General features: G+C 47.6%; 26 protein-coding genes. 7 read left to right on the forward strand and 19 right to left on the reverse strand.

Annotated features, from left to right (window positions below):
• Positions 1–13 precede the first annotated feature (13 nt).
• On the reverse strand, positions 14–856 hold the full coding sequence (gene nfo / locus OA57_RS05190; RefSeq protein ID WP_034614350.1) for a deoxyribonuclease IV: 843 nt from the start codon (positions 854–856) through the stop codon (positions 14–16).
• Positions 857–934: 78 nt separating this feature from the next.
• On the opposite strand from nfo, the gene OA57_RS05195 reads away from it, so the two are divergent.
• On the forward strand, positions 935–1,498 hold the full coding sequence (locus OA57_RS05195) for a TorD/DmsD family molecular chaperone (protein WP_152596720.1): 564 nt from the start codon (positions 935–937) through the stop codon (positions 1,496–1,498).
• Between the two features lie 4 nt (positions 1,499–1,502).
• Here the strand turns inward: OA57_RS05195 and yccS are convergent, their stop codons facing one another.
• The 4 genes from yccS to OA57_RS05215 form a co-directional block, all read right to left on the reverse strand.
• The gene (yccS, locus tag OA57_RS05200; RefSeq protein WP_034614352.1) at positions 1,503–3,662 is read right to left on the reverse strand and encodes a YccS family putative transporter; all 2,160 of its coding nucleotides are present in this window, start codon (positions 3,660–3,662) and stop codon (positions 1,503–1,505) included.
• A 24-nt stretch (positions 3,663–3,686) separates the two neighbouring features.
• Complete coding sequence (locus tag OA57_RS05205; protein WP_034614354.1) at positions 3,687–4,136, reverse strand: YccF domain-containing protein; 450 nt, start codon at positions 4,134–4,136, stop codon at positions 3,687–3,689.
• A 28-nt stretch (positions 4,137–4,164) separates the two neighbouring features.
• Positions 4,165–4,623 carry a methylglyoxal synthase gene (locus OA57_RS05210; RefSeq protein WP_034614357.1) on the reverse strand — a complete coding sequence of 153 codons (459 nt, stop codon included), beginning with the start codon at positions 4,621–4,623 and terminating at the stop codon, positions 4,165–4,167.
• Positions 4,624–4,709: 86 nt separating this feature from the next.
• Entirely contained in the window at positions 4,710–5,369 is a 660-nt protein-coding gene (locus tag OA57_RS05215) for a curli polymerization inhibitor CsgI-related protein (RefSeq protein ID WP_034614360.1), read from the reverse strand.
• Between the two features lie 147 nt (positions 5,370–5,516).
• Between OA57_RS05215 and OA57_RS05220 the strand changes: the two genes are divergently transcribed.
• The gene (locus OA57_RS05220; protein WP_034614363.1) at positions 5,517–5,795 is read left to right on the forward strand and encodes an acylphosphatase; all 279 of its coding nucleotides are present in this window, start codon (positions 5,517–5,519) and stop codon (positions 5,793–5,795) included.
• Here the strand turns inward: OA57_RS05220 and OA57_RS05225 are convergent.
• The 8 genes from OA57_RS05225 to rluD all read right to left on the reverse strand — a co-directional run bounded on the left by OA57_RS05225 (position 5,792) and on the right by rluD (position 12,368).
• Positions 5,792–6,661 (reverse strand): metal ABC transporter permease, encoded by an 870-nt coding sequence (locus tag OA57_RS05225; protein WP_034614365.1) that lies wholly within the window; start codon positions 6,659–6,661, stop codon positions 5,792–5,794. The genes OA57_RS05220 and OA57_RS05225 overlap by 4 nt on opposite strands.
• On the reverse strand, positions 6,654–7,505 hold the full coding sequence (locus OA57_RS05230) for a metal ABC transporter permease (RefSeq protein WP_034614366.1): 852 nt from the start codon (positions 7,503–7,505) through the stop codon (positions 6,654–6,656). Before OA57_RS05230 ends, OA57_RS05225 begins: the two co-directional genes overlap by 8 nt.
• A gap of 3 nt (positions 7,506–7,508) precedes the next feature.
• Entirely contained in the window at positions 7,509–8,423 is a 915-nt protein-coding gene (locus tag OA57_RS05235; protein ID WP_052122382.1) for a metal ABC transporter ATP-binding protein, read from the reverse strand.
• 2 nt (positions 8,424–8,425) lie between these two features.
• Positions 8,426–9,307 carry a metal ABC transporter substrate-binding protein gene (locus tag OA57_RS05240; RefSeq protein ID WP_084589875.1) on the reverse strand — a complete coding sequence of 294 codons (882 nt, stop codon included), beginning with the start codon at positions 9,305–9,307 and terminating at the stop codon, positions 8,426–8,428.
• 178 nt (positions 9,308–9,485) lie between these two features.
• Complete coding sequence (locus OA57_RS05245; RefSeq protein ID WP_034614368.1) at positions 9,486–9,812, reverse strand: TusE/DsrC/DsvC family sulfur relay protein; 327 nt, start codon at positions 9,810–9,812, stop codon at positions 9,486–9,488.
• Between the two features lie 92 nt (positions 9,813–9,904).
• Positions 9,905–10,567 (reverse strand): Bax inhibitor-1 family protein, encoded by a 663-nt coding sequence (locus tag OA57_RS05250; RefSeq protein ID WP_034614369.1) that lies wholly within the window; start codon positions 10,565–10,567, stop codon positions 9,905–9,907.
• An 89-nt stretch (positions 10,568–10,656) separates the two neighbouring features.
• The gene (gene pgeF, locus OA57_RS05255) at positions 10,657–11,391 is read right to left on the reverse strand and encodes a peptidoglycan editing factor PgeF (RefSeq protein WP_034614370.1); all 735 of its coding nucleotides are present in this window, start codon (positions 11,389–11,391) and stop codon (positions 10,657–10,659) included.
• Entirely contained in the window at positions 11,391–12,368 is a 978-nt protein-coding gene (rluD, locus tag OA57_RS05260) for a 23S rRNA pseudouridine(1911/1915/1917) synthase RluD (RefSeq protein ID WP_034614374.1), read from the reverse strand. The genes pgeF and rluD overlap by 1 nt, the downstream gene beginning before the upstream one ends.
• A gap of 188 nt (positions 12,369–12,556) precedes the next feature.
• Between rluD and OA57_RS05265 the strand changes: the two genes are divergently transcribed.
• The 3 genes from OA57_RS05265 to hcr all read left to right on the forward strand — a co-directional run bounded on the left by OA57_RS05265 (position 12,557) and on the right by hcr (position 16,411).
• Complete coding sequence (locus OA57_RS05265; RefSeq protein ID WP_034614377.1) at positions 12,557–13,369, forward strand: outer membrane protein assembly factor BamD; 813 nt, start codon at positions 12,557–12,559, stop codon at positions 13,367–13,369.
• 276 nt (positions 13,370–13,645) lie between these two features.
• Positions 13,646–15,301, forward strand: coding sequence for a hydroxylamine reductase (gene hcp, locus OA57_RS05270; protein ID WP_034614379.1), 1,656 nt, complete (start codon positions 13,646–13,648; stop codon positions 15,299–15,301).
• An 87-nt stretch (positions 15,302–15,388) separates the two neighbouring features.
• Complete coding sequence (gene hcr, locus OA57_RS05275; RefSeq protein WP_034614381.1) at positions 15,389–16,411, forward strand: NADH oxidoreductase; 1,023 nt, start codon at positions 15,389–15,391, stop codon at positions 16,409–16,411.
• A gap of 113 nt (positions 16,412–16,524) precedes the next feature.
• Here the strand turns inward: hcr and OA57_RS05280 are convergent, their stop codons facing one another.
• Entirely contained in the window at positions 16,525–17,232 is a 708-nt protein-coding gene (locus OA57_RS05280) for a YwiC-like family protein (protein WP_034614384.1), read from the reverse strand.
• Between the two features lie 77 nt (positions 17,233–17,309).
• On the opposite strand from OA57_RS05280, the gene OA57_RS12685 reads away from it, so the two are divergent.
• Both OA57_RS12685 and OA57_RS05285 read left to right on the forward strand, forming a co-directional pair.
• The gene (locus OA57_RS12685; protein WP_161788333.1) at positions 17,310–17,450 is read left to right on the forward strand and encodes a hypothetical protein; all 141 of its coding nucleotides are present in this window, start codon (positions 17,310–17,312) and stop codon (positions 17,448–17,450) included.
• A gap of 305 nt (positions 17,451–17,755) precedes the next feature.
• Positions 17,756–18,277, forward strand: coding sequence for a nuclear transport factor 2 family protein (locus tag OA57_RS05285; protein WP_034614386.1), 522 nt, complete (start codon positions 17,756–17,758; stop codon positions 18,275–18,277).
• A 41-nt stretch (positions 18,278–18,318) separates the two neighbouring features.
• Here the strand turns inward: OA57_RS05285 and mnmE are convergent, their stop codons facing one another.
• The 5 genes from mnmE to rpmH all read right to left on the reverse strand — a co-directional run bounded on the left by mnmE (position 18,319) and on the right by rpmH (position 22,167).
• Positions 18,319–19,680, reverse strand: a complete 1,362-nt coding sequence (mnmE, locus tag OA57_RS05290) for a tRNA uridine-5-carboxymethylaminomethyl(34) synthesis GTPase MnmE (protein ID WP_034614390.1) — start codon at positions 19,678–19,680, stop codon at positions 18,319–18,321.
• 99 nt (positions 19,681–19,779) lie between these two features.
• Complete coding sequence (gene yidC, locus OA57_RS05295) at positions 19,780–21,402, reverse strand: membrane protein insertase YidC (RefSeq protein ID WP_034614393.1); 1,623 nt, start codon at positions 21,400–21,402, stop codon at positions 19,780–19,782.
• Positions 21,402–21,692 (reverse strand): membrane protein insertion efficiency factor YidD, encoded by a 291-nt coding sequence (gene yidD / locus OA57_RS12370; protein ID WP_084589873.1) that lies wholly within the window; start codon positions 21,690–21,692, stop codon positions 21,402–21,404. Before yidD ends, yidC begins: the two co-directional genes overlap by 1 nt.
• Positions 21,656–22,015: a ribonuclease P protein component gene (rnpA, locus tag OA57_RS05300; RefSeq protein WP_034614397.1), complete on the reverse strand. Its 360-nt coding sequence runs from the start codon at positions 22,013–22,015 to the stop codon at positions 21,656–21,658. Before rnpA ends, yidD begins: the two co-directional genes overlap by 37 nt.
• Positions 22,016–22,032: 17 nt before the next feature.
• Positions 22,033–22,167, reverse strand: a complete 135-nt coding sequence (rpmH, locus tag OA57_RS12375) for a 50S ribosomal protein L34 (RefSeq protein WP_084255372.1) — start codon at positions 22,165–22,167, stop codon at positions 22,033–22,035.
• Between the last annotated feature and the right edge of the window lie 570 nt (positions 22,168–22,737).

The following is a 22,737-nucleotide window of genomic DNA, read 5'->3' on the forward strand; positions in this document are numbered from 1 at the left end:
CCGTTCAGTACACTTAAGCCGCCAAACTGCGCAGCCACGCGATTTCATCCGCCCAGATTTCCGGTTTGACGGTTTCTAAAATCAAGGGTATTCCGTTAAATTCGTCGTGCCGCATAATATGTTCAAACACGGCGGTACCGATCGTGCCTTCACGCAAACAGTCGTGGCGATCAACACGGCTGCCAAGTGCGGTTTTCGAACCGTTAAGATGCATACCGCGCAAATAATCAAAGCCGACCACTCGCCCGAACTCGGTAAACACCTGTTCGCAGCCTGCCGCACTGGAAATATCATAGCCGCCGGAAAAGGTATGGCAGGTATCCAGACAAACCCCGACCCGCGATTTGTCCTCCACCAATGCGATAATTTCGGCCAAATGCTCAAAACGGTAGCCGATATTGGAGCCTTGTCCGGCAGTATTTTCAATCACCGCCACCACGTTCGGCACTTGTCGGTGCGCCAAATTGATTGATTCGGCAATCCGCGCAATACACTGTTGTTCGGAGATTTGGCGTAAATGGCTGCCCGGATGAAAATTCAGTAGCGACAGCCCCAATTGCTCACAACGCTGCATTTCATCAATAAAAGCGGCGCGCGATTTTGCCAGCCCCGCTTCCTCCGGATGACCGAGATTGATCAAATAGCTATCGTGCGGCAACACCTGTTTCGGATCGATTTTCGCTTGATACAGCGCCTGTTTAAACCGCTTGATACTGCTTTCGCTCAACGGCTTGGCAAGCCATTGCCGCTGATTTTTAGTAAATAATGCAAATGCGTTCGCACCAATTTGTAACGCATTCGCCACGGCATTTTCCACACCGCCGCTTGCACTGACGTGCGCCCCAATATATTTCATTCGATTTTCCTTTGGATCTGATTTTTGATGGCTATTTATGGTAGCATTGTCCGCAAATTTAACAAACCTATCGGTATCATTATGACAACCACCATCAACGATTTCTCCATGTTGTGCCGTCTGTTCGGCAACTTATTTTATCGCGCGCCGCAGGACGAGGTGCTTGCGCCGCTGTTCGGTTGGCTGCAACAGGGCAATTTGACCGCACTTTGGGCACTCAGCACCGACAGCCAAAGCGAAAAAGCGCTGCAACACCTGCAAAGTGCGGTAGCCGATGATAAACTGGCAAATGCTTATCAGCAACTGTTCGGAGAAAACGGCACTGTCGACAGTCGAATTTCCGCCTATAGCGATACTCTAAACGCATTTGTTACTTTCAGAAAACAATGCGGCATGGCCGATCTGCCGCAGGCGGATCACGTTGCGCACCTGCTGTTGAGCGCTTCGTGGCTGGAAGACAACGTCGAATCGCTTATCGCACAGCAAACCTTGTTTGAGGATTTTTTACTGCCGGTCATGGGGCAGTTTTTAGGCAAAATAGAAGCGCATGATCAAGGCTTTTATCGGGCTACGGCACAACTGTGCCGCGATGCATTGGCGGCAATGGCGGACGAGCTGGAAGAAGCCGTACATTCGGAATAACGGGTTATTTTCCCGCTTCCAGCACTAATTGTCGTTGAATACTTTGATACAATTCAGGCAGCAGTTGCGTCATCATGGTCAATTGTTGGCGCAATACCCGATCTTGCTGCAATAGGCTCCGACTGCCGAACGGCATAGCGGGATCAATGTTCAGCCGTTGTCGGATTTCATCGATGTTATGTTGTAATTGCGCCGGCGGCAGTTGATCCAAGTTTTGCAAAACATCGATTAATGCCCGCGCCGCCGGATAAAGATCAATCAAAAAATACTTATCGTTACCGTGTTCGTCCATCGAATGGCGAAATGCGCCCAATGCGGAAATATACCCCAACAAACAGTAGTTCTGTTTCAACAGCTGAAAGCCGTTCGGTAAAAAAGTGCGGTATTTTTCCGGTTCACTGTTCATATTGCCGATAACCGCGTTCAACGCCGCCGCACTTTCATGCGCAGCCAGCCGTACACTGCGGTAATTGACATGATTGCGTTCGCCGAATTGCAATTGCACCATAATGTACAACAGATAACGGGCACTGTTGTTCAGGCTGTTGCGGATAATCCGAATGATCTTCATGTATTTCCAGTCCGGCCACAAATATGAAACCGCCAGCCATGCCACTGCCGCCCCGATTAAAGTATCCGCGACACGCGGCCACATTGCGCCGTAAATATCAAATCCGCTAATGTCGAAACTGACCAATACCTGCACGGTAATAAACAGGGTCGAAAAGCTGTAATGGTTGTTCTTAAAGAAGAAAAACAGGGTACTGGCGGCAACCAAAATCCCCAGTTTTGCCTCCAGCGTCGCCATAAAATAAGGCAGCAACGAGCCGATCAACACCCCGATCAACGTGCCGATCACCCGTTCACGCAAACGTTTTTTCGTCGCCGAATAATTGGGCTGACAAACAAAAATCGCTGTCAGCAGCACCCAATAGCCCCGTTCCAGATTGAAACTGTTGGCAATAATACAGCAAACCAGCACCACCAGCGACAGCCTGACCGCATGACGAAACAGCTGTGATTCAAAAGTCAGGTGATTTTTTACCGCCGCCATAATTTCACGTAAGCCGCGAATCCTGTCGGTGGTGATAATTCGGCTAAACGACTGCTGAATATCATTGCTCTCTTTACCCAAAAACAGCAATTGCCACAAAATATGTTTTAAATTGGCAATTACCGTGCGCAAATTTTCCACTTGCGAACTGTCGGGATAATGCCGTAGAAAATGCTCGAATGAATGGTCTATCCCTGCAACCGCTCTTTGCAACCGCACTTTCGGCTGGTAAGCCTCTCGGTTCAGTATTGCGGCGGCAATATCACGGCAATCGTCCGCCTGTAGTTCCAACAGGCGCTGAATACGAAACACCAAATCGCTGTTTTTCAGCTTTGTGACCAATTTGCGATGATTAAAATGCGAGGAACTGGCGCGCTCATGAATATCCTGAGCGGCATAATAATAACGAATCAAACGGCTGGTCTTGGCATGGCGGTGCTGTTTACCCAGACGGTAAAACAACGATTGCCGACAAAGATTGAATGCGGCGATAACCCGACTGTTCAGTTGCGACAGATCAAGTTGCAATGCTTCGGCGCTGTCGCTTTCATCGGGATCAAAAAACATCGATTTACAATCCAGATAATCCGCCAACGCCAAATAAGCATTCGCCAGATTTTCATCGACTTTATAACGGGGAAAGAACAAATAAATCAGCACCGAAGATGCGCTGTATAACAACGTGCCGCAAATGATCATCACCGGATTAACGTACCATTCGGTTTGCGGCAGATAGGTCAGGGAAGTATACAGCGCCACAATCAACGTGCCGAAAGCAATAGTGCTGTAACGCTGCCCCAGCGCCCCCATCATGGTGAACACGAACGTAAACAGCGTCATCATCAACGCAAACCAAATCGGATTATCCAGCGAAATTTGCGCCCCGAAGGCGGAAGTGGCGAAAGCGGCAATGGTGATCAAAATATTTTTGATTTTACCGCTCAGACTGTGATCCAAATCAACCAATCCGGCGGCAATAATACCCAATACGAACGGCATCGCTACCGCCGAGATATTCAGGCTCCATACTAAAACAGCAGCGATATTCACCGCCACGAACACCGGCAGGATAGCAATGATCTTACTGTTCAGCCAACCGCTCTTTTTCACGTATTATCTTCCGCCCGATTTTGCTCAAGTGCGGTTTTTAAACTGCTGTTGGAACTGTTGAAGCTTGACTGCCTGCGCCGTCTCACTCGGCACTACCCGCTGCCCGACCGGAAACAGCGCAATGCCGGCCAGTTTAAAATGCGCCAAGCCGCTCGGAATACCGATAATCGTAAGGCATTGTGCAATACCGGTAACAATATGCAATAAACAGAGCCACCAGCCGAATGCCACAAACCAAATAATATTCAGCACACTGCCTAAGCTGTTCGCAACCGCACTTGTCGGCTGCAAATACTTAACATGGATAATTTCATTACCGAACGGCAACAGCGCCATTTTGGTGATCTCCCAGCAACTGCGGGTATAAGGCAGCGTGATCACCAACACCGCACTGAGAATCGTGGCCAAAAACCAACCGATTACCGTGCCGAAACCGAAAAAAACAAAGTTGAAAATATTTAGTGCTGCGTTCATTATTGGTTTCCTTCTCTAGTGAATGCCGTCAGCCCAAACGTTCCGCCAGATACGCGGCATAATCCGGAATTTCGATTTCCACCGTGCCGCCAAAGCAGGGCGAACTGATCAGAAAATCCGCCGTTGCCGGATTCATTGCCACCGGAATATTCCACACCGTTGAAATACGCATCAGCGCTTTCACATCCGGATCATGCGGCACCGCATTCATCGGATCCCAGAAAAAAACCAATAAATCGATTTTTCCTTCCGCAATCATCGCGCCCAATTGCTGATCGCCCCCCATCGGGCCGCTCAGCAGTGCCGCCACACTCAAACCGCTCTTTTTCTCAATCAAATTACCGGTCGTTCCCGTACCGTAGAGTCGGTGTCGAGCCAGTAAAGTGCGGTTTTTCAGACACCAGTCAACCAAGCTTTGTTTACAGTGATCATGCGCCACCAGCGCAATATTTTTTTCGGCAGGAATCTGGCGGGTCATTTTTTGCATCGAATACATCTCCCATATCGGCAATCGGCTTGAAAATAAAAAAGCGAGCAAAGCTCACTTTTTTATCCGTTTAATTCACACGGCGATTATTGTTTTTTCGCCCAATTCAGGAAACGTTGCTGCGTCGTCTGATCGGCTTGTTGGAACCAGTACTGCAATTGCTGTTCGGCAACGTTTTCGCCTTGTACGGTCACTTGCCCTTTTGAGGCTTTGCCGACGTTCGACATTCCCATTGCAACCGGCATACTGGCGGTCGCAAAGCCGGCAACGGCCGCTTTGCCGCCACTGCTGTTATAAGCAGACAAATTCTCGGCGAGATTTCTGCCCGGGAACAGCCCGTCTTGCACTAAAGGCTCCTGCTCGCTGGCAATCACCTGCCCGCTCGCCGTCCGCACGCTCACTGTCGGATTTTTTTCAAAACGGGTTGCCCCCGCTTCATCAATAATACTCGCCGCCTGAATTTGAATATTCTCGCTGCCCGCTTTAAACTTAACCACAACCGGTGACGATTCAAATAAACGGCGATCGGAACCTGAACGGATAATTTCCGCCACTTGCACCACAACCTGATGCGTTTCATTATCGGAAACCGTTGCCGTTTTATTCTGTTTCAATAAACCGCCACCGGCTTTTTGCCCGTCCAATGCCAAAATTTCTACATTAGATGATGTGCTGATTTCAGCCGCCACCGCACTGAAGCCGGTCAACAACGCCACAGCGCTAATCGCTAAATGAGCTAATTTCATGTTATTTCCTCAATGATAGAAAAATCCGTAAAAACCGACGAATATCGAATTTTTTACAAAAACCCAAATTGGTTGTGCCTATCCTATGCCAAAACCTTGTAAAATAAAATAGCTAACCGTTATTTTTATCCAAATTAAGGAGGGCTTATGGGTTTACGGCTTCAATTTAATGTGCACGGAATCGTACAAGGAGTCGGATTCCGCTATTTCACTTGGCGCAAAGCGTGCGAATTGGGCTTAAAAGGCAATGTCCGTAATCTCTCCGACGGCAGTGTATTGGTGATTGCCGAAGGGGACGGCGCCCAAGTCGATTCCCTACGCCGCTGGCTACAACAAGGCGGCCCCCGATCCGCCCGTGTTGACCGTGTTTTGGAACAGTCTTATCAAGGCAAGAAACGTTTCACTCGTTTCGAAATCGAGCATTAAGCGGCATTATTGTCGACAACCGCCGACCGCACTTGACTGCCGTGTTGGCGGAAAGCACGATAAACCAATGCGAAAATAAAACAGACGGATTGCATCAACACAATAGTCGGTCCGGTTGCCGAATCGAGATGATAGCTGAACACCGTCCCCATCAGGGTTGAAAAAATCGAAACGCCGATGGCAATCATCAACATTTTATTGAACGATTTACTCAGGCAAAATGCCGTAATGCCGGGGGAAATCAACAACGCCACCACTAAAATCACCCCGACCACCTGCATGGCGCTGATGATGGTCAATGCCAGTAAAACCAACAGTAAATAATGCAGTGTTCGAACCGACAGCCCCGCAACCGATGCCTGAATCGGATCAAAACAGTACAGCAAAAAATCTTTGCGTTTAAGGAAAACCACCCCAAACGTCAGCAACGAAATCCAGAATGTCAGGCGAAATTCATCATTCGTCACCCCGAGCAGATTGCCGAACAGAATATGGCTTAGGTGCTGATCCGTTTCCACTTTCACAAACAGAATCAGCCCGAGAGCAAACATGCCGGAAAAGACGATCCCCATGACGGTATCCTCTTTTAATCGACTGTTTTCTTTCAAATATCCGGTTGCCAGAGCGCAGCAAATGCCCGAAAAAAATGCACCGACGGTTAACGGTAAGCCGAGCAAAAAAGCCAGCACCACACCCGGCAGCACGGCATGTGAAATGGCATCGCCCATCAACGACCAACCTTTCAAAACCAGATAGCAGGATAACAGCGCACAAACCACCGCCACTAAAAGTGCGGTATACAGCGCCTGTTGCATAAACGGAAAGGAAAAAGGCTCGTAAAACCAGTTAACAAGCGTGCTAAGCATGATTTTTCCTCCGTGTTCCCGCTCGTCTCAGCAAGCCGTGCTTTGGTGAAAAGAAAAATGCCGCCAAAAACAGTAACGTTTGCAAAAAGACGATCAAACCGCCGGTCGCACCGTCCAGAAAATAACTCAAATAAGCCCCGACCGCACTTGTACTAACGCCCAAAAACACTGCAATACAGACTAGCCGCCCAAAGCGATCCGTCAGTAAATAAGCGGTAGCACCGGGCGTGATCACCATGGCTATCACCAAAATCGCACCGACGGTTTGCAATGCCGCTACAACACACGCACTCAGTAAAGTAAAAAATAGAATTTTTAAGCGTAACGGCGAAATACCGACCGAAACCGCATGGCTTTCATCAAAAAACACCAACAACAAATCTTTCCAGAAAACCAATAAAAACGCCACACAAACGGCAATAATGATGCCGACTTGCAGCACGTCTTCATCGGCAATGCCCAACACATTACCGAGAATGATCGACTGTACGTCGACCGATGTCGGATTTAGGGAGATGATAAACAGCCCTAAAGCAAAAAAAGTGGTGAAAATAAAACCGATAATCGCGTCTTCGCGTAATTTAGTAAGTGATTTTACCCATAAAATCGCCAACGCCGCCAATAAACCGGATAAAAAAGCGCCGACGGCATAAGGCGTTGCCAGCGCATAGGCAATGGCAACGCCGGGAACGACCGCATGTGACAGCGCATCGCCGATTAATGACCAACCTTTCAGCATCAAATAAGCGGATAAAAATGCACAAACGCCCCCCACCATCGCGCTGATAACAATCGCTTTGAGCATATATTCGTAGCCGAACGGCTGTAATAACAGTTCCCACATAGGCTAACAATCCGCTTTTTTGTTTGCGGCGGCAGATGTGGTCGGCGCTAATTCCGCATCTTTTTCACCGTAGAACACCACCGGATGTTCATCATCGGTCAAGACCGTCAAAGTGCGGTTATCCTCATCGTCATGCAGCACCTCGCCCCCCAGTGTGAGATAGCGCAATACGCCGCCAAACACCAATTGCAGGTTTTTCTGGGTAAATGTCGTTGCGGTACTCCCTGCCGCAATCACGGTTCGGTTTATCATCACCACCTGATCGCAAAAGTGCGGTACGCTGCCGAGATTATGGGTTGACACCAAAATTAAATGGCCTTCGCTGCGCAATTGCCCGAGTAACTCGACTATCGCATTTTCGGTTTTGACGTCCACGCCGGTAAACGGCTCGTCCAACAGAATAATTCGGCTTTCCTGCGCCAACGCCCGCGCCAAAAACACCCGTTTTTTCTGCCCGCCGGACAACTCGCCGATTTGGCGATCCCGTAAATGAGAAATATCCACCCGCTGCATCGCCAGTTCGACTTTTTGTTTGTCTGCCGCTGACGGAATCCGTAGAAAATTCATGTAGCCGTAACGACCGGTCATCACCACGTCATAAACCGAAATCGGAAACTGCCAATCGACCTCTTCCGCTTGCGGCACATACGACACCAAATTCTGTTTCAAGGCTTTTTTCACCGGCAACCCATGTAAACGAATCGAACCTTGCAGCGGCTTCACCAAGCCCATCAAACTTTTAAACAGCGTTGATTTGCCGCTGCCGTTAACGCCGACCAAAGCACAGGTTGTTCCCCCTTGCAGACGGAAAGAAACATCATGAAGTGCGGTATGCCCGTTACTGTAGCGCACACTCACGTCACAGACGTCCAATAGCGTGCTATTATTGTCCGCCTCCGTACTGGTCGATCGATACATGGTTATTCAAATCCTTTTACAATGGTTGAAACGGTCACTTGGAGTAAATCCAAATACGTCGGCACGGCACCATCGGCTTGTGACAGCGAATCCACGTACAATACGCCGCCGTATTTCGCCCCGGTTTCCTTGGCGACTTGTTTGCTCGGACGATCGGACACCGTGCTTTCGCTGAAGACGACCGGAATCTTGTTGAGACGAACCTGATCAATGACAAACCGCACTTGCTGCGGCGAGCCTTGCTGTTCGGCGTTAATCGGCCATAGATACAGCTCTTTGAATCCGTAATCTTTCGCTAAATAACTGAATGCGCCTTCAGAGGTGACCAACCAGCGTTTTTCCGTCGGAATTGCCGTAATTTTCTCGCGCAGCGGCTTGTCGAGCGCTCGAATTTTTTCACTGTAGGCCGCCGCATTACGATTATAAATTGCCGCCTGCTGCGGATCATGTTCAACCAGTGCACGGCGAATATTTTCCACATAAATCAAGGCATTGCTCGGTGACATCCAAGCATGAGGATTCGGCGCGCCCTGATACGCCCCTTCGGAAATCGGCAACGGAGTGATCCCTTCCGTTACAACCGCAACCGCTTTCTGCGGCATATTTTCAAAAAAACGCTCAAACCAGCGTTCCAGATTCAAGCCGTTCCATAAAATCAGATCGGCATCTTGTGCCTTGATCACATCTTTCGGGGTGACTTGATAATCATGGATCTCCGCGCCCGGCTTGGTAATCGACTCGACTATCGCCGCCTCTCCGGCAACGTTTTGCGCAATATCCTGAATCACGGTAAAGGTGGTCATCACTTTAAACGGCTTCTCTGCCGCCTGTGCCGAAAATATCAGTACCGCACTTAATGCCAGACCGGCTACAAAATTTTTCATGCTTTTATCCATTTTTTGCTCCTTATTGATAGATCGTTAAACGTGCAAGGCAATCCGTTTGCCCCAATCAAACTATATCAATAAAGCCACCCCTTTTAAATGATAATAATTATCAATTAATGTGATTTTAATTTCTTTACACCTTTTTCTAATAAGGATATTCGGTTTATCCGACACTTTATAGGCATTTTGCCGGTTTCGGCAAGCCGGCGAGTTTGGTCGCCTGCTTGGCCGGCCCTTGCGGAAACAGACGCTGCAAATAACGGCTGTTGCCTTTATCCACCCCCAGTTTATCCGCCATCGCTTTCACTAACATGCGAATTGCCGGTGAAGTTTTATATTCTTGGTAAAATTCGCGCACAAAATAAATCACTTCCCAGTGCGCCTCGGTCAGCGTCAACTGCTCCTGCCGAGCCAACACTTCCGCCACCTGCGGGCTCCATTGGGCAATGTCCGATAAATATCCGTCTTTATCGGTGGCAATATTTTTGCCTTCAATCTGCATCGTTTTCTACCTCCGCAACAGATACAATTATGCCCCTATTCAGGGGCATAAGAAAATGATTAAAGCAATTATTGTGATAACAAACGCCAATTTTAATCGCGTGATGCACCAATCAAACTCAGCAGGCTGATAAACAAATTATACAGCGAAACGTAAATACTGATGGTGGCACGGATATAATTGGTTTCCCCGCCATGCACGATATTACTGGTTTCATACAAAATTGCCGCAGTAGAAAACACCACGAACAATGCGCTGATCGCCAAATGTAGCCCCGGCAGTTGCAGGAAGATATTGGCAATCACGCCGATCACCAACACGATAAACAGCGCAAATATCATGCCGCTCAAAAAAGACATGTCTTTTTTGGTGGTCAATACGTAAGCCGAACACGCAAAAAACACCGCCGCTGTGCCGCCAAGCGCCAACACGACGACATCACCCATTCCGGCACCGACATACATATTCAGAATCGGCCCGAGGGTATATCCGAGAAAACCGGTGAACGCAAAGGTCGACAAAATGCCCAACGGGCTGTTTGCCAGTTTGTTGGTTAAAAACAACAGGCCGTAAAAACCGACCAATAACACCAACAGCCCCGGATAAGGCAGATTCATCGCCATCGAAATATAAGCGACAACCGCCGAAAACGTCACACTGAGTGCCAGTAAGAAATAGGTATTGCGCAATACTTTGTTGGTCGCCAGAACCGATTCTTCAGTACGGCGGACATCCGTCACAATTCGTTGTTGCATTTATTCTCTCCCAAGTCATAAATAAGCTGTTAAAACATTCCCTAACCATAAGGGCTATAAGGCAAAAAGTCAAATCTAAATTAGCGGTTTCACTCAAACCAAATCAGGCTTGCCATACGTCCGGTTTTCCCGTCCCGACGATAGGAAAAAAACCGTTCTTTTTGTGTAAACGTGCAATATTCCCCCCCGTAAATATGGCGGATACCGCACTTTATCAAGCGCTGTCGGGCAAGCCGGTATAAATCACACAAATATTTTTGCGGCTGGTTCGGATCCGCGGCAAAAGCCGTTTCAGCCTGAGGATCTTGTGCAATGAAACGAGACCGCACTTCTTGCCCGACCTGAAACGCACCGGCGCCGATTGCCGGCCCCAGCCAGGCATGAATTTGCGACCGTTCAGCGGCAAACTTGCCGATTGTCGCTTCCAACACACCATCGGACAAACCGCGCCAACCGGCATGTGCCGCCGCCACTTCATTGCCGTTTTCCGACGCAAACAACACCGGCAGGCAGTCGGCAGTCATCACTACACACACCTGCTCCGCTTGATTGGTGTAAACCGCATCGGCATCAGGCAGTGCCTCTTCCGTCGGCAGTTCAATCACTGTGGTACTATGAATTTGGTTCAGGAAAAGCGGTGCTTGCGGCAGGCTGCCTTCTTGAATCAATAAAAGTCGGTTTGCCGTCACCGCACTTGCCTCATCACCGACATGATTGCCCAGATTAAAGCTGTCATAAGGTGAAACACTCACGCCGCCGCTGCGTTGGCTTGATAAGGTTTTAATATTGGCAGGCAAACGCCAATCGGCTTTAATCCATTCCATTAATAATCCAACTCGTCTTTGTGTTGCTCATAATCGTGCTTAAGCGCATTGACCAGTTCAACAAAATCGTCCGGCACCGGCGCGTGCCACTCCATTTCTTTACCGCTAATCGGGTGCTCTAAACGCAGCATTACCGCATGTAAAGCCTGGCGCTGAAAATGGCGTAAAACCTGTAAAAATGCTTCATCGGCACCTTTTGGCGGGCGCGGGCGTCCTCCGTAAACAGGGTCGCCCAACAGCGGATGAGCAATATAAGCCATATGCACCCGAATCTGATGGGTTCGCCCGGTTTCGAGTCGCAAACGCAAACGGGTATAATTGCGAAAGCGCTCCATGACACGGTAATGCGTAACCGCAGGTTTGCCCATCGGATGCACCGCCATCTGAGTACGTTTGGCGGCATGTCTTGCCATCGGCTGATCCACCGTCCCGCCTTTGGTCATGATGCCGTAGGCTACGGCTTCATATTCACGGGTAATTCGCCGTTTTTGCAGGGCGTATACCAAACGCGTTTGTGCCGGAATCGTTTTCGCTACCACCATCAACCCGGTCGTATCTTTATCCAGACGGTGAACTATTCCGGCACGCGGCACTTCGGCGATTTGCGGGCAATGGTACAACAGCGCATTCAGCACTGTTCCGTCAGGATTGCCCGCCCCCGGATGTACTACAAACGCTTTCGGTTTATTGATCACCAGAATATCATCATCTTCATACACAATGTTCAAGGCAATATCCTGCGCCACAAAACGGTTTTCCTCTTCGAGCTCAACCTCAATCAAAATCTGTTCGTCGCCATAGACTTTTTCTCTGGGTTTATTGACGATTTGCCCGTTGACCCGCACCAGATCCTGTTCAATCCAAGTTTTGATCCGTGAACGGGAATAATCGGGAAAGCACTCCGCCAGCGCCTGATCCAGCCTCTGCCCCAGTTGATGTAATTGAATTTGTGCGGTTAATTGTAGTTGTTTTGTCATAAATAAAAATCGAATCCATTTAATTCTAATTTGCTTATTTGCCCAGTATGGTTAAAATACAAGGCGCAACAAGATTATGACTGTCATTGTAACTGAAGTTGACAGTGAAGTAACCAAACTTAGCTTGAAAACCGCTTCTGTGATTCAGTCCTGCGGTTTTCGCCAGAAAATATTCAGGATTGTTATTTATGAATAAATTAAAATCACTCGCCTTGCTGTTATTGACCGCATTTACGGTGACGGCTTGTTCTTCCGACAGCAAAGAAGTTGACAATTTACCGGTAGAAGCGCTGTACAGCAGAGCCAACACCTATCTTTTAGATGAAAACTATTCTGAAGCCATTCGCTATCTGGATGCCGTGGATAGCCGCTACCCTTTCGGCGCCTATGCCGAACAAGCCCAATTGGGGCTGATTTATGCCAATTATAAAGATGCCGAATACACGCTGGCGCTCGCCAATGCGGAACGCTTCCTGCGCTTGCACAGCGACAGCCAACATTTGGATTTCGTCCTGTATCTGGCCGGCTTAATCAATACCGAATTAGGCGATCATTTCCTGCAAAAAACCTTCGGAACCGACCGTGCCTTGCGTGATCCCCTAACCTTGACCAACGCCCTGCACAATTTTGAAACCTTACAGCAGCATTTTCCAAACAGCCAATATGCCGCCGATGCCGCAGTACGCGCCAATTATTTGCGTAACGCACTGGCACGTCACGAGCAGCGTGTCGCCGAATTTTATTTCAAACGCAACGCTTATGTCGCCACGGTAAACCGCGTATTGGGTTTATTGGACAATTATCCTGATACGGAAGCGACCCATCAGGCATTACCGCTGTTGGAACAATCTTACCGAGCCATGAACCTGACCGAACCGGCCGACAAAATTGCCGATTTGATCAAACAGGGAGAAGGCAAAACATTCCCGCAAATCCCTGTGCCTGAAGGCGATGTCGAGTTAGTCGTCCCGAACGTGCTTGCGCCGGGTGCATCGCAATAATCCCCTATTTTACGCCCCTTAAAACCAATCTGTTTTAAGGGGTTTTTCTTGCATGATCCCACAAATTTTCCTCGTCTCAGTATACATTTTGATCTGATACCGCCGGTATCAATTCTCATTAAAAACAAAATACGATCTAAATCAAAGAAAACTTAAATAGGCATATAAAATACTTCTTTTATAAAATTGTTCCATTTATGATAACCGTCGTTAAAACGAATTAACATTTGATTTACTCACTATGTCTACTGACGCTATCAATAAGGAATTTGAATTATGTATTGTATCCAATGCGAACAAACGATGAAAACCCCGGTCGGCAACGGTTGCAGCTATTCACAGGGAATGTGCGGCAAAACAGCGGAAACCTCCGATTTGCAAGATTTACTGATCGCCGTGCTGCACAGTCTGTCCACTTGGGCGATCAAAGCGCGCGAACTGTCGATTATCGATAATGAAATTGATGCCTTCACCGCACAGGCGTTTTTCTCCACCCTGACCAATGTGAACTTTGATTCACAACGTATCGTACAATACGCCCAACAAGCCGAAGCCTTTCGTGATGAGCTGATTCAACGTTGCCGTGAAGTCAATCCGAGCACCGACAGCGTACATCCGTTAGCGCACCTGAAACTAAACGGCAACGATATTGCCACCCTGACCGCACAAGCCGATGATTTCGCCTTGAATAAAGATATCAATGAGATCAGCGAAGAAGTTCACGGCTTGAGAATGCTTTGTCTGTACGGCTTAAAAGGCGCCGCAGCCTATATGGAACACGCTCATGTTCTGGGTCAGTTCGATAATCAGGTCTATCTGGAATTCCACCAATATATGTCATGGTTAGGCACAAATCCGACCGACATTGACACCCTGTTGAAAAATGCGCTCGGTATCGGCAGTATGAACTTCAACGTCATGGGCTTACTGGATAAAGGCGAAACCGCTGCATTCGGCAACCCTGCACCGTCCACGGTCAACGTCAAACCGATCGCCGGCAAATGCATCCTGATTTCCGGCCATGACCTGAAAGATCTAAAAGCCTTACTGGAACAAACCGAAGGAACCGGCATTAATGTCTATACCCACGGTGAAATGCTGCCGGCGCACGGCTATCCTGAATTGAAAAAATATCCGCACTTGGTCGGCAACTACGGCGGCGGTTGGCAAAATCAGCAACGTGAATTTGCCAAATTCCCGGGGCCGGTGATTATGACCTCCAACTGTATTATCGATCCGAATGTCGGCAAATATGCCGATCGTATCTACACCCGCAGCATTGTCGGCTGGCCGGGCGTCACCCATTTGGACGATCGCGATTTCAGCCGAGTGATCAAACAAGCAAAAGAAATGGCGGGCTTTCCATATAGCGAAATCGAACACAATATTACCGTCGGATTCGGTCGTCAAACCTTGTTAGATGCTTCCGATGCCGTTATTAATCTGGTTGCCGAGAAAAAATTACGCCACGTCTTTTTAGTCGGCGGCTGTGACGGCAGTGTCGGTGAACGCAGCTATTACACCGAATTCGCACGCAACGTGCCGCAAGACTGCGTGGTGCTGACATTAGGCTGCGGCAAATACCGTTTCAACAAATTGGAATTCGGCACACTGGAAGGCGGCTTGCCGCGCTTATTGGACGTCGGACAATGCAACGATGCCTACTCTGCAATTATGCTGGCGGTCAATCTGTCCGAAAAATTAGGCTGCGGCGTCAACGATCTGCCGTTAACACTGGTGCTGTCTTGGTTCGAACAAAAAGCGATTGTGATTCTGCTGACACTGTTGGCGCTGGGCGTAAAAGATATTTACACCGGCCCGACCGCACCGGCATTCCTGAATGACAACTTGCTTGCCATTCTGAATGAAAAATTCGGCTTACGCGGATTAACCAATCCACAACAAGATATGCAGGAAGCGTTGGCGAGATAATCTTCGCCAAAATGTTATCACGTTAACGAAAAGTGCGGTCTATTTTACCTGACCGCACTTTTGTTTATTACTATTGTAGGATTTTTTATGTCGAACCCAAATTCCTTTTGCCTGAATGAAATGATGGTAAATAATATTATTCAGGAAACAGATGATGTTTATACCCTTGAACTCATCGCACAGGATTTTTATCCATACGAGCCCGGACAATATGCGTTAGTCAGTATAAAAAATACGCCTGATATTGTGCGAGCATATACTCTATCTTCTACCCCGGGGCTCAGCCGTTATATTACATTAACCGTACGTCGCATTGAAAATGGAGTCGGTTCGACTTGGTTGACTCGTGATGTGAAAGTCGGCGATACCTTATGGTTATCTGATCCAAAAGGCGAGTTTACCTGCGCTCAAATTGCCAGTGATAATTACTTGCTGATTGCCGGCGGATGTGGTGTTACGCCAATCATTTCAATGGTGCGCTGGTTATGTGTCAATCGTCCGCACGCCAAACTTACCGTTTTTTATAGTGTTCATTCGCCGAAAGATGTCATTTTTAAACGTGAATGGGAGATGATGAAAGTGCAATACCCGCACTTGAAGCTGCACATGAACTCCTCACAAGGGGCAAGCGAGGGTTTCTACGCCGGCAGAATCAGTCAAGATATGTTACAGGAACTCGTGCCGGACATCGCTGACGCCACCGTTCTGACCTGCGGTCCGGAAAGCTATATGCGACATATTCGCGACATCACTGAAGCATTAGGCGTGCCGAAAGCGCGGTTTTTCTTAGAACAATTCCACTCCTCAACCGAAGTTTGCATGACGGATAACAGTAAACAAGTCAGTTTAACTGTCCATGGTATTTTGGGCGAGCAAACTTTAGCTGTACCGGTTGGGCTTTCACTGTTAAGCGCACTGGAAGAAAATGATGTACCGGTGATCGCGGCCTGCCGCACCGGCATTTGTGGTTCCTGCAAAACCAAAGTGTTACAGGGCGAATATGAGATCAGCACCAACGGCCCATTAACCGAAGAAGAAGTTCGGCAGGGTTATGTACTGGCGTGCAGCTGCCAAATCAAAGGTAATATGACAGTCGAACCGGTGATTTAAACTCAAACCGCCACCGCACTTTGACTCCTATCTGCGCACGGTGGCGGCTTAAATATCTTCAAAATCAAGAATCTCAGCCATAAAAAATCGCCTTACCAACCGCACTTAAAGTATCACACCAGCAATATCCCCAGCAAAAACAATACCGAAATCGCCATTTCCAATAATCCCACCTGCATCACCGACAATTTATAACGCGGCGCAACAATCGCACGCAACAGCGACGGCACAAAACAAAGTGCGGTTTTCCAGTCGAAACCGGCAACAATCACAACCAGTAACAGATGAAAGCCGATTGAACACTGTAAATAACGCGGATTTTTACGCTCGCGCAAGACGCTTTTTACATACAGTGTCGTACCGATAAAAAACAACGTCGGATACAGAAACACCCGCCAGATTTGCAAATCAAAAGTGCGGTCGGCAAAATAATATGCCGCCATTCCGGCCAAAGCAAAAATCACTATCGCCGCCAAGTCATTGCCCAACGCCCGCTCGTCTTTTTGTTTGACATAATAAATAGTCAGCAGACCGAACGGCAACATCGCCAGCAGGAAATACAATATCCGCCAATTATGCCAAAGGACAGGCAACGACAATACAAGTGCGGTCAACCCATAGCGCCGGCACCACTGCAGATTGAGCGCCGGATTGCGCCCTTTCAACAGATTGAAAAACGGATATGTGAGCAGATACAGACAAAACCATGCCGCCAATAAAAACAGGTGTTGCCAGACAATATGTGACGACAACATGCCGTACAAAAACGGCAATAACGCCATCACAATCGCCCCGTGCTGGTTGGAAATCAGCAATTTCATACTCTACCGGATTATTTCAAGACAAGTCAGGCGGTAAACATAGCAAAAGTTGCAATTTTTAGCAATTCAACCGAAAGATGCAAAAACCTTACCTCAGCATCGGCAGAAAACCGCACTTGGCTAACATCAGTCGACGGCAACAAAACCGAAATCTGATTTTCGGTAAAATCAATGATGCGATCAGCATAAATACATTGTCCACTTCCGCTACGGCATAAAATATGTGTGAACTAATGGCACATATTCTGTTGTATAATCAACGCTACTCACGGTTTTTCCAACAAAATAAGATCAGGTATTACCACAAAATTTGCTTTACCAAATTTAATAATACTTATATTTTATACAAAATCGCCTTTTATCAAAATAATACAGCCGTATCGCCTTCCCATAATGGCTGGCTTGCTATAATCGATCATGGAATTTAGTCTGCGGTTATGACGGCAAAATAACAAACAGACAACAATAAAATTCACAAAATCTGCGCTTTTACGATGCATATTGATTTATAAGGAAAAAAGCTATGAAAAACACCATACTTATGACTCTGTTGTTTGCTGTTTTCACGGTGTGTATTTATATGTGGTTCGTACAAAAAAGTACAATTGCCCGACTTGATATGATGGCGGATCGCATGACCATTAAACAGGTTGTCGATGAGTTTTCTAATTTGGCGGATAGTAAGGAAATCGACAAGCAAGTGTTGCTATTCACAGAGAACGGAATTGTCGAATCTTTTACTGACGGAGAGCGGACATCACTATTGCAGGGGCGAGAGCAAATGAAAACGGTGTTTTCTGATTTTCTTGCACAATTCCAAGTGGTTTATCACCAAAACGGGCAGCAAACCATTCGCTTGAACGGTGATAAAGCCGAAGCGACCTCGTATTGCCGTGTCATTTTGATCAACACAAAAGGGGAAAAACCGATCAAAACCACCCTGTATGTTATTTATCAAGATCAATTGCTCAAGCAAAATGACCAATGGTTGATTGAACACCGTCAATCCGATTTTGTCCGGCGCGAAGTGGAAACTATCAATTAACCATATACAGTGCGGTGATCACTGTAATCCTGCTTTTAACGCTATTTACCGATACAAAACGAGCTGAAAATATTACTCAGCAGATCATCGGACGTAAATTGACCGGTAATGTCACTTAGGGCATCCTGCACCATGCGTAACTCTTCCGCCAACAGTTCACCGGCATAAAACCGTGTCAGTTGCAGATGGCCACGCTGTAAATGTTCAGCGGCTGCGTGCAACGCTTCCAAATGGCGGCGGCGGGCAAGAAAACCGCCTTCAGTCACGGTTTGATAGCCCATCGACTGTTTTAGATGTTCGCGCAACAAATCAATACCGCACTTGGTTTTGGCGGATAAACGGATCGTGGTATAACCGTCATGCCGTTCAATCCCCTCATTTTCCGCACTGAGATCGGCTTTATTACGAATCACTGTAATCGGCATTGAAGCCGGCAGACGTTCGATAAATTCCGCCCAGATTTTATGCGGATTCAGCTCGGTAGTCGTCGTACTGTCAATCATCAATAACACATGATCGGCCTGTTCTATTTCCGCCCAAGCACGGTCAATCCCGATTCGTTCCACTTCATCGGTTGCCTCACGCAAACCGGCGGTATCAATAATATGCAACGGCATACCGTCAATGTGGATATGCTCACGCAACACATCACGCGTCGTGCCGGCAATATCGGTCACAATCGCCGCTTCCCGCCCGGCAAGGGCATTCAGTAAACTGGATTTGCCGGCATTCGGCCGCCCTGCGATCACCACTTTCATGCCTTCACGCAACAGCGAACCTTGTTTGGCTTCAGCCTGTACATGGTGCAACTGTTGAATAATATCGTTCAGGCGCGTCTCAACGACGCCGTCCGCCAGAAAATCAATCTCTTCATCAGGAAAATCGATTGCTGCTTCCACATAGGTTCGCAGATAAATCACTGAATCAACCAACTGATTGACTTTATTGGAAAATTCACCTTGCAGCGATTTCAACGCCGAACGTGCCGCCTGCTCTGAACTGGCGTCAATCAAATCGGCAATCGCCTCGGCTTGCGCTAAATCCAGTTTGTCGTTTAAAAAAGCTTGTTCGGAGAACTCTCCCGGTCGGGCAATCCGAATGCCGTCGATTTGTAAAATCCGTTTTAACAGCAAATCCAATACAACTTGTCCGCCGTGTCCTTGCAGTTCCAACACATCTTCGCCGGTAAACGAATTCGGTGCTTTGAAATACAACGCAATCCCCTGATCCAACACGCTTCCGTCACTATCTTTAAACGGCAGATAGTCCGCCATACGCGGCTTAGGGCATTTTCCCAATACTGTTTGTGCCACCTCAACCGCTTTCGGCCCCGACACCCGTAAAATGCCGATGCCTCCCCGTCCCGGCGCAGTGGCTTGCGCTACGATGGTTTCTTTTGTCATCTTCTTTCCTTGCATAAACCGCACTTTCCGTTACGGATTGAGTATAGCAAAAAGGCGTCCACTCAGGGACGCCGAATTTTGTTGCAAACTACAAATCAACTATTTCTTGCCGCGAGAATGCAACCCTCTCTTTTCCAGTCCGCGATAAATCAGCTGCTGCTGAATAATCGTAATCACGTTGGAAACCAACCAGTACAACACCAGTCCGGCAGGGAACCACAGGAAGAAGAAAGTGAACACCACCGGCATAAACGTCATGATTTTTTGTTGAGTCGGATCCGCTACCGGTGTCGGCGACATTTTTTGCAGCAGGAACATCGAGCCGCCCATTAATAACGGCAGAATGTAGTACGGATCTTGTGCCGACAAATCTTGAATCCAGCCGAAGAACGGCGCATGGCGCAGCTCGACCGCTTCCATAAAGGTCCAGTACAAGGCGATGAAAATCGGCATTTGCAACAGAATCGGTAAACAACCGCCTAACGGGTTCACTTTTTCTTCTTTGTACATTTTCATCATTTCCTGACTCATGCGCTGTCTGTCATCACCGAAACGTTCACGTAATTCTTGCATTCTCGGTTGCAGCATACGCATTTTCGCCATTGAGGTGTACTGCGCCTTGGTCAAGGGGTACAAAATCGCTTTCACTACAATCGTAACGCCGATAATTGCCAAGCCCCAGTTGGATACAAGGCTTTGGATAAATTGCAATAGCCAAAAGAGCGGTTTGGCAATAAACCACGCCCAACCGTAATCCACAGTCAAATCCAGATTCGGTGCAACGGTTTCCATTTGATCTTGAAGTTTAGGACCGGTCCACAATTTGCTGCTGATAGTCTGGCTTGCACCGTCGGCAATCACTTCTGTCGGCGCACGAAAACCAATAAAGGCGAAATCTTTATTAGTGCTGGTATAAAGCTGATTGTCCTCATGCTGATTCGGCACCCAGGCGGTCACAAAATAGTGTTGCAGCAAAGCAACCCAGCCTTGTTTGGTGGCAATCGACAAATTGGCTTTCTGCATATCTTCAAAACTGTATTTTTTATAATTGGTTTCAGAAGAAGAATAAGCACCGCCGGTATAGGTCGGCATCGCCAGATTAGTCGAATGATCGATCAAGGTGTGCTTGATTTGCGCATACGGTTGCAGCTCGACGTTTTGTCCGCTTTGGTTAGTGATTTGATAATCGACATCAACGGCATAACTGCCGCGCGTCAAAGTGAAGGTTTTAATGACCTGAAGCCCGTCTTTTTCATAGGTCAACGGGATCTGCAACTGATCTTGCCCGTCTGCCAATTTGAAATTATCACCGTTTAATTGGTATTGCGCACGACCGGCAGGGGTATCAATGCCGTTTTTACCGACCAAACCGCTTTGAGCGACATAAACTAAATCGGCATCGTTTTGCATCAGTGAAAACGGGGTGTTTGAATTCAGTTCCGCATCGTATTTCAGCAAATCGGAATCGATCACATCACCGCCTAAGGTATCGATTCTCAGGCTCAATACATCGTTCTCGACCGTAATCACACGCCCTGTTGTCCGGCTGTCAATACCGCTCATTACCGAACCGGAGGCACTCGGCGTGTCGCTGCTGTTATTCACTGTCGTCGTTTCTTGCCCGGCTGGTTTCGGCAATACATAGTCGATTTGCCATTGCTGATACACTAAAAACGAAATAAACAGTAAAGCGATAACTAATAAACTGCGTTTTGAATTCATTATTTTTCTCTGTATTGGTTAGATGTCGAATGTGTGCGGCTTTTCCCGCCACCGCACTTCGGCGGAACGGGGTCGTCACCACCCGCACTTAAAGGGTGACATTTTAATACACGTTTCACCGTAAGCCAACCACCTTTTAATGCGCCGTGCATTTGAACGGCTTCCAACCCGTATTGCGAGCAGGTCGGGTTAAAACGACAACGAGGCCCCAACATCGGGCTGATCGCCAAACGGTAAAACTTAATCAGCAAAATTAAGAGTTTTGCGCCAAACGACGATGACGATGCCATAACTTGCCTAAAATGTCGGTTAAAGTGCGGTTATCCAATTCACCGATCCCTTTTTTCGCCACCACCACAAAATCCATGGCCGGCAGATCATGCTGGTGCAAACGGAAATATTCGCGGCAAAGACGCTTGATACGGTTGCGCTCGTGGGCACGTTTCAGATGTTTTTTGGCAACGGTCAATCCCAAGCGGGGAATGGCAAGTTGGTTGGCTCTGGCTAAAATGGTGATTTCAGGTCGACTCGCCCGAACAGGCTGTTGGAAAACGAATTTGAATTGTTCGGGAGTCAACAGACGCGACTCCCGAAGAAATTTGTGCTTAATCACACTGGAAGTGCGGTCGGTTAAGCGGATAAACGCTTACGACCTTTAGCACGGCGGCGTGCCAATACCTGACGGCCGTTTTTAGTCGCCATGCGGGCACGGAAACCGTGAGTACGGCTACGCTTTAATACTGATGGTTGAAATGTACGTTTCATAACTAATCTCTGCTTATTATTTAATAAAGGTTTCTTAACGGTAATTCAGGCATCGTACCGATTCCCAACAAGAAAGACGAGTACCTAAAAATAAGGAACCGAATTTTAATCACAAATTACGCCCAAGTCAATTGCGATTCATAAAAAGGCGTAAATTATTTCCCGCAATGCCGCTCCCGTCACGAATAGCGGTAAATAGTTTACACCAAATTCAGTATGCGCTTGTTTACAGACTGTAAATAGCCGATAGTTTCATTAAGTGACTTCATCGTCGTCATTAATTCCCCTGTTGAAAGAAAATTCAGCTTCGCTCTACTTTTACCTTATCCTATCCACCGGCATTCGCCGCCGAATAGGATTAAGCCGCCTTAGACCGTCCGCATCAAAATCGTACAAAAATAATTCGTTCAACTTCGCCTCGGACAGCACAAGCGATTGATAAAAATTAAGTCCGCAAAATGCAAGCGGTTTTTTTCGGATTTTTTCGACATTGATTACGGATTTTATCCGTGGTTTATTGTATGATTACCGCTTATTTATCATTATACCGTTTCTTCACCGAAATCAATT

The organism is Chelonobacter oris (assembly GCF_000772535.1).
In the GTDB taxonomy this organism is placed as follows: Bacteria; Pseudomonadota; Gammaproteobacteria; order Enterobacterales; family Pasteurellaceae; genus Chelonobacter; species Chelonobacter oris.

What these genes read in the sequence shown, in the direction of transcription:
- nfo (WP_034614350.1), bottom strand. Translation starts at nt 856, where the DNA reads ATGAAATATATTGGGGCGCACGTCAGTGCAAGCGGCGGTGTGGAAAAT.
- OA57_RS05205 (WP_034614354.1), bottom strand. Translation starts at nt 4,136, where the DNA reads ATGAACGCAGCACTAAATATTTTCAACTTTGTTTTTTTCGGTTTCGGC.
- OA57_RS05210 (WP_034614357.1), bottom strand. Translation starts at nt 4,623, where the DNA reads ATGCAAAAAATGACCCGCCAGATTCCTGCCGAAAAAAATATTGCGCTG.
- OA57_RS05215 (WP_034614360.1), bottom strand. Translation starts at nt 5,369, where the DNA reads ATGAAATTAGCTCATTTAGCGATTAGCGCTGTGGCGTTGTTGACCGGC.
- OA57_RS05220 (WP_034614363.1), top strand. Translation starts at nt 5,517, where the DNA reads ATGGGTTTACGGCTTCAATTTAATGTGCACGGAATCGTACAAGGAGTC.
- OA57_RS05225 (WP_034614365.1), bottom strand. Translation starts at nt 6,661, where the DNA reads ATGCTTAGCACGCTTGTTAACTGGTTTTACGAGCCTTTTTCCTTTCCG.
- OA57_RS05230 (WP_034614366.1), bottom strand. Translation starts at nt 7,505, where the DNA reads ATGTGGGAACTGTTATTACAGCCGTTCGGCTACGAATATATGCTCAAA.
- OA57_RS05235 (WP_052122382.1), bottom strand. Translation starts at nt 8,423, where the DNA reads ATGTATCGATCGACCAGTACGGAGGCGGACAATAATAGCACGCTATTG.
- OA57_RS05240 (WP_084589875.1), bottom strand. Translation starts at nt 9,307, where the DNA reads ATGAAAAATTTTGTAGCCGGTCTGGCATTAAGTGCGGTACTGATATTT.
- OA57_RS05245 (WP_034614368.1), bottom strand. Translation starts at nt 9,812, where the DNA reads ATGCAGATTGAAGGCAAAAATATTGCCACCGATAAAGACGGATATTTA.
- OA57_RS05250 (WP_034614369.1), bottom strand. Translation starts at nt 10,567, where the DNA reads ATGCAACAACGAATTGTGACGGATGTCCGCCGTACTGAAGAATCGGTT.
- pgeF (WP_034614370.1), bottom strand. Translation starts at nt 11,391, where the DNA reads ATGGAATGGATTAAAGCCGATTGGCGTTTGCCTGCCAATATTAAAACC.
- rluD (WP_034614374.1), bottom strand. Translation starts at nt 12,368, where the DNA reads ATGACAAAACAACTACAATTAACCGCACAAATTCAATTACATCAACTG.
- OA57_RS05265 (WP_034614377.1), top strand. Translation starts at nt 12,557, where the DNA reads ATGAATAAATTAAAATCACTCGCCTTGCTGTTATTGACCGCATTTACG.
- hcp (WP_034614379.1), top strand. Translation starts at nt 13,646, where the DNA reads ATGTATTGTATCCAATGCGAACAAACGATGAAAACCCCGGTCGGCAAC.
- hcr (WP_034614381.1), top strand. Translation starts at nt 15,389, where the DNA reads ATGTCGAACCCAAATTCCTTTTGCCTGAATGAAATGATGGTAAATAAT.
- OA57_RS05280 (WP_034614384.1), bottom strand. Translation starts at nt 17,232, where the DNA reads ATGAAATTGCTGATTTCCAACCAGCACGGGGCGATTGTGATGGCGTTA.
- OA57_RS12685 (WP_161788333.1), top strand. Translation starts at nt 17,310, where the DNA reads ATGCAAAAACCTTACCTCAGCATCGGCAGAAAACCGCACTTGGCTAAC.
- OA57_RS05285 (WP_034614386.1), top strand. Translation starts at nt 17,756, where the DNA reads ATGAAAAACACCATACTTATGACTCTGTTGTTTGCTGTTTTCACGGTG.
- mnmE (WP_034614390.1), bottom strand. Translation starts at nt 19,680, where the DNA reads ATGACAAAAGAAACCATCGTAGCGCAAGCCACTGCGCCGGGACGGGGA.
- yidC (WP_034614393.1), bottom strand. Translation starts at nt 21,402, where the DNA reads ATGAATTCAAAACGCAGTTTATTAGTTATCGCTTTACTGTTTATTTCG.
- yidD (WP_084589873.1), bottom strand. Translation starts at nt 21,692, where the DNA reads ATGGCATCGTCATCGTCGTTTGGCGCAAAACTCTTAATTTTGCTGATT.
- rpmH (WP_084255372.1), bottom strand. Translation starts at nt 22,167, where the DNA reads ATGAAACGTACATTTCAACCATCAGTATTAAAGCGTAGCCGTACTCAC.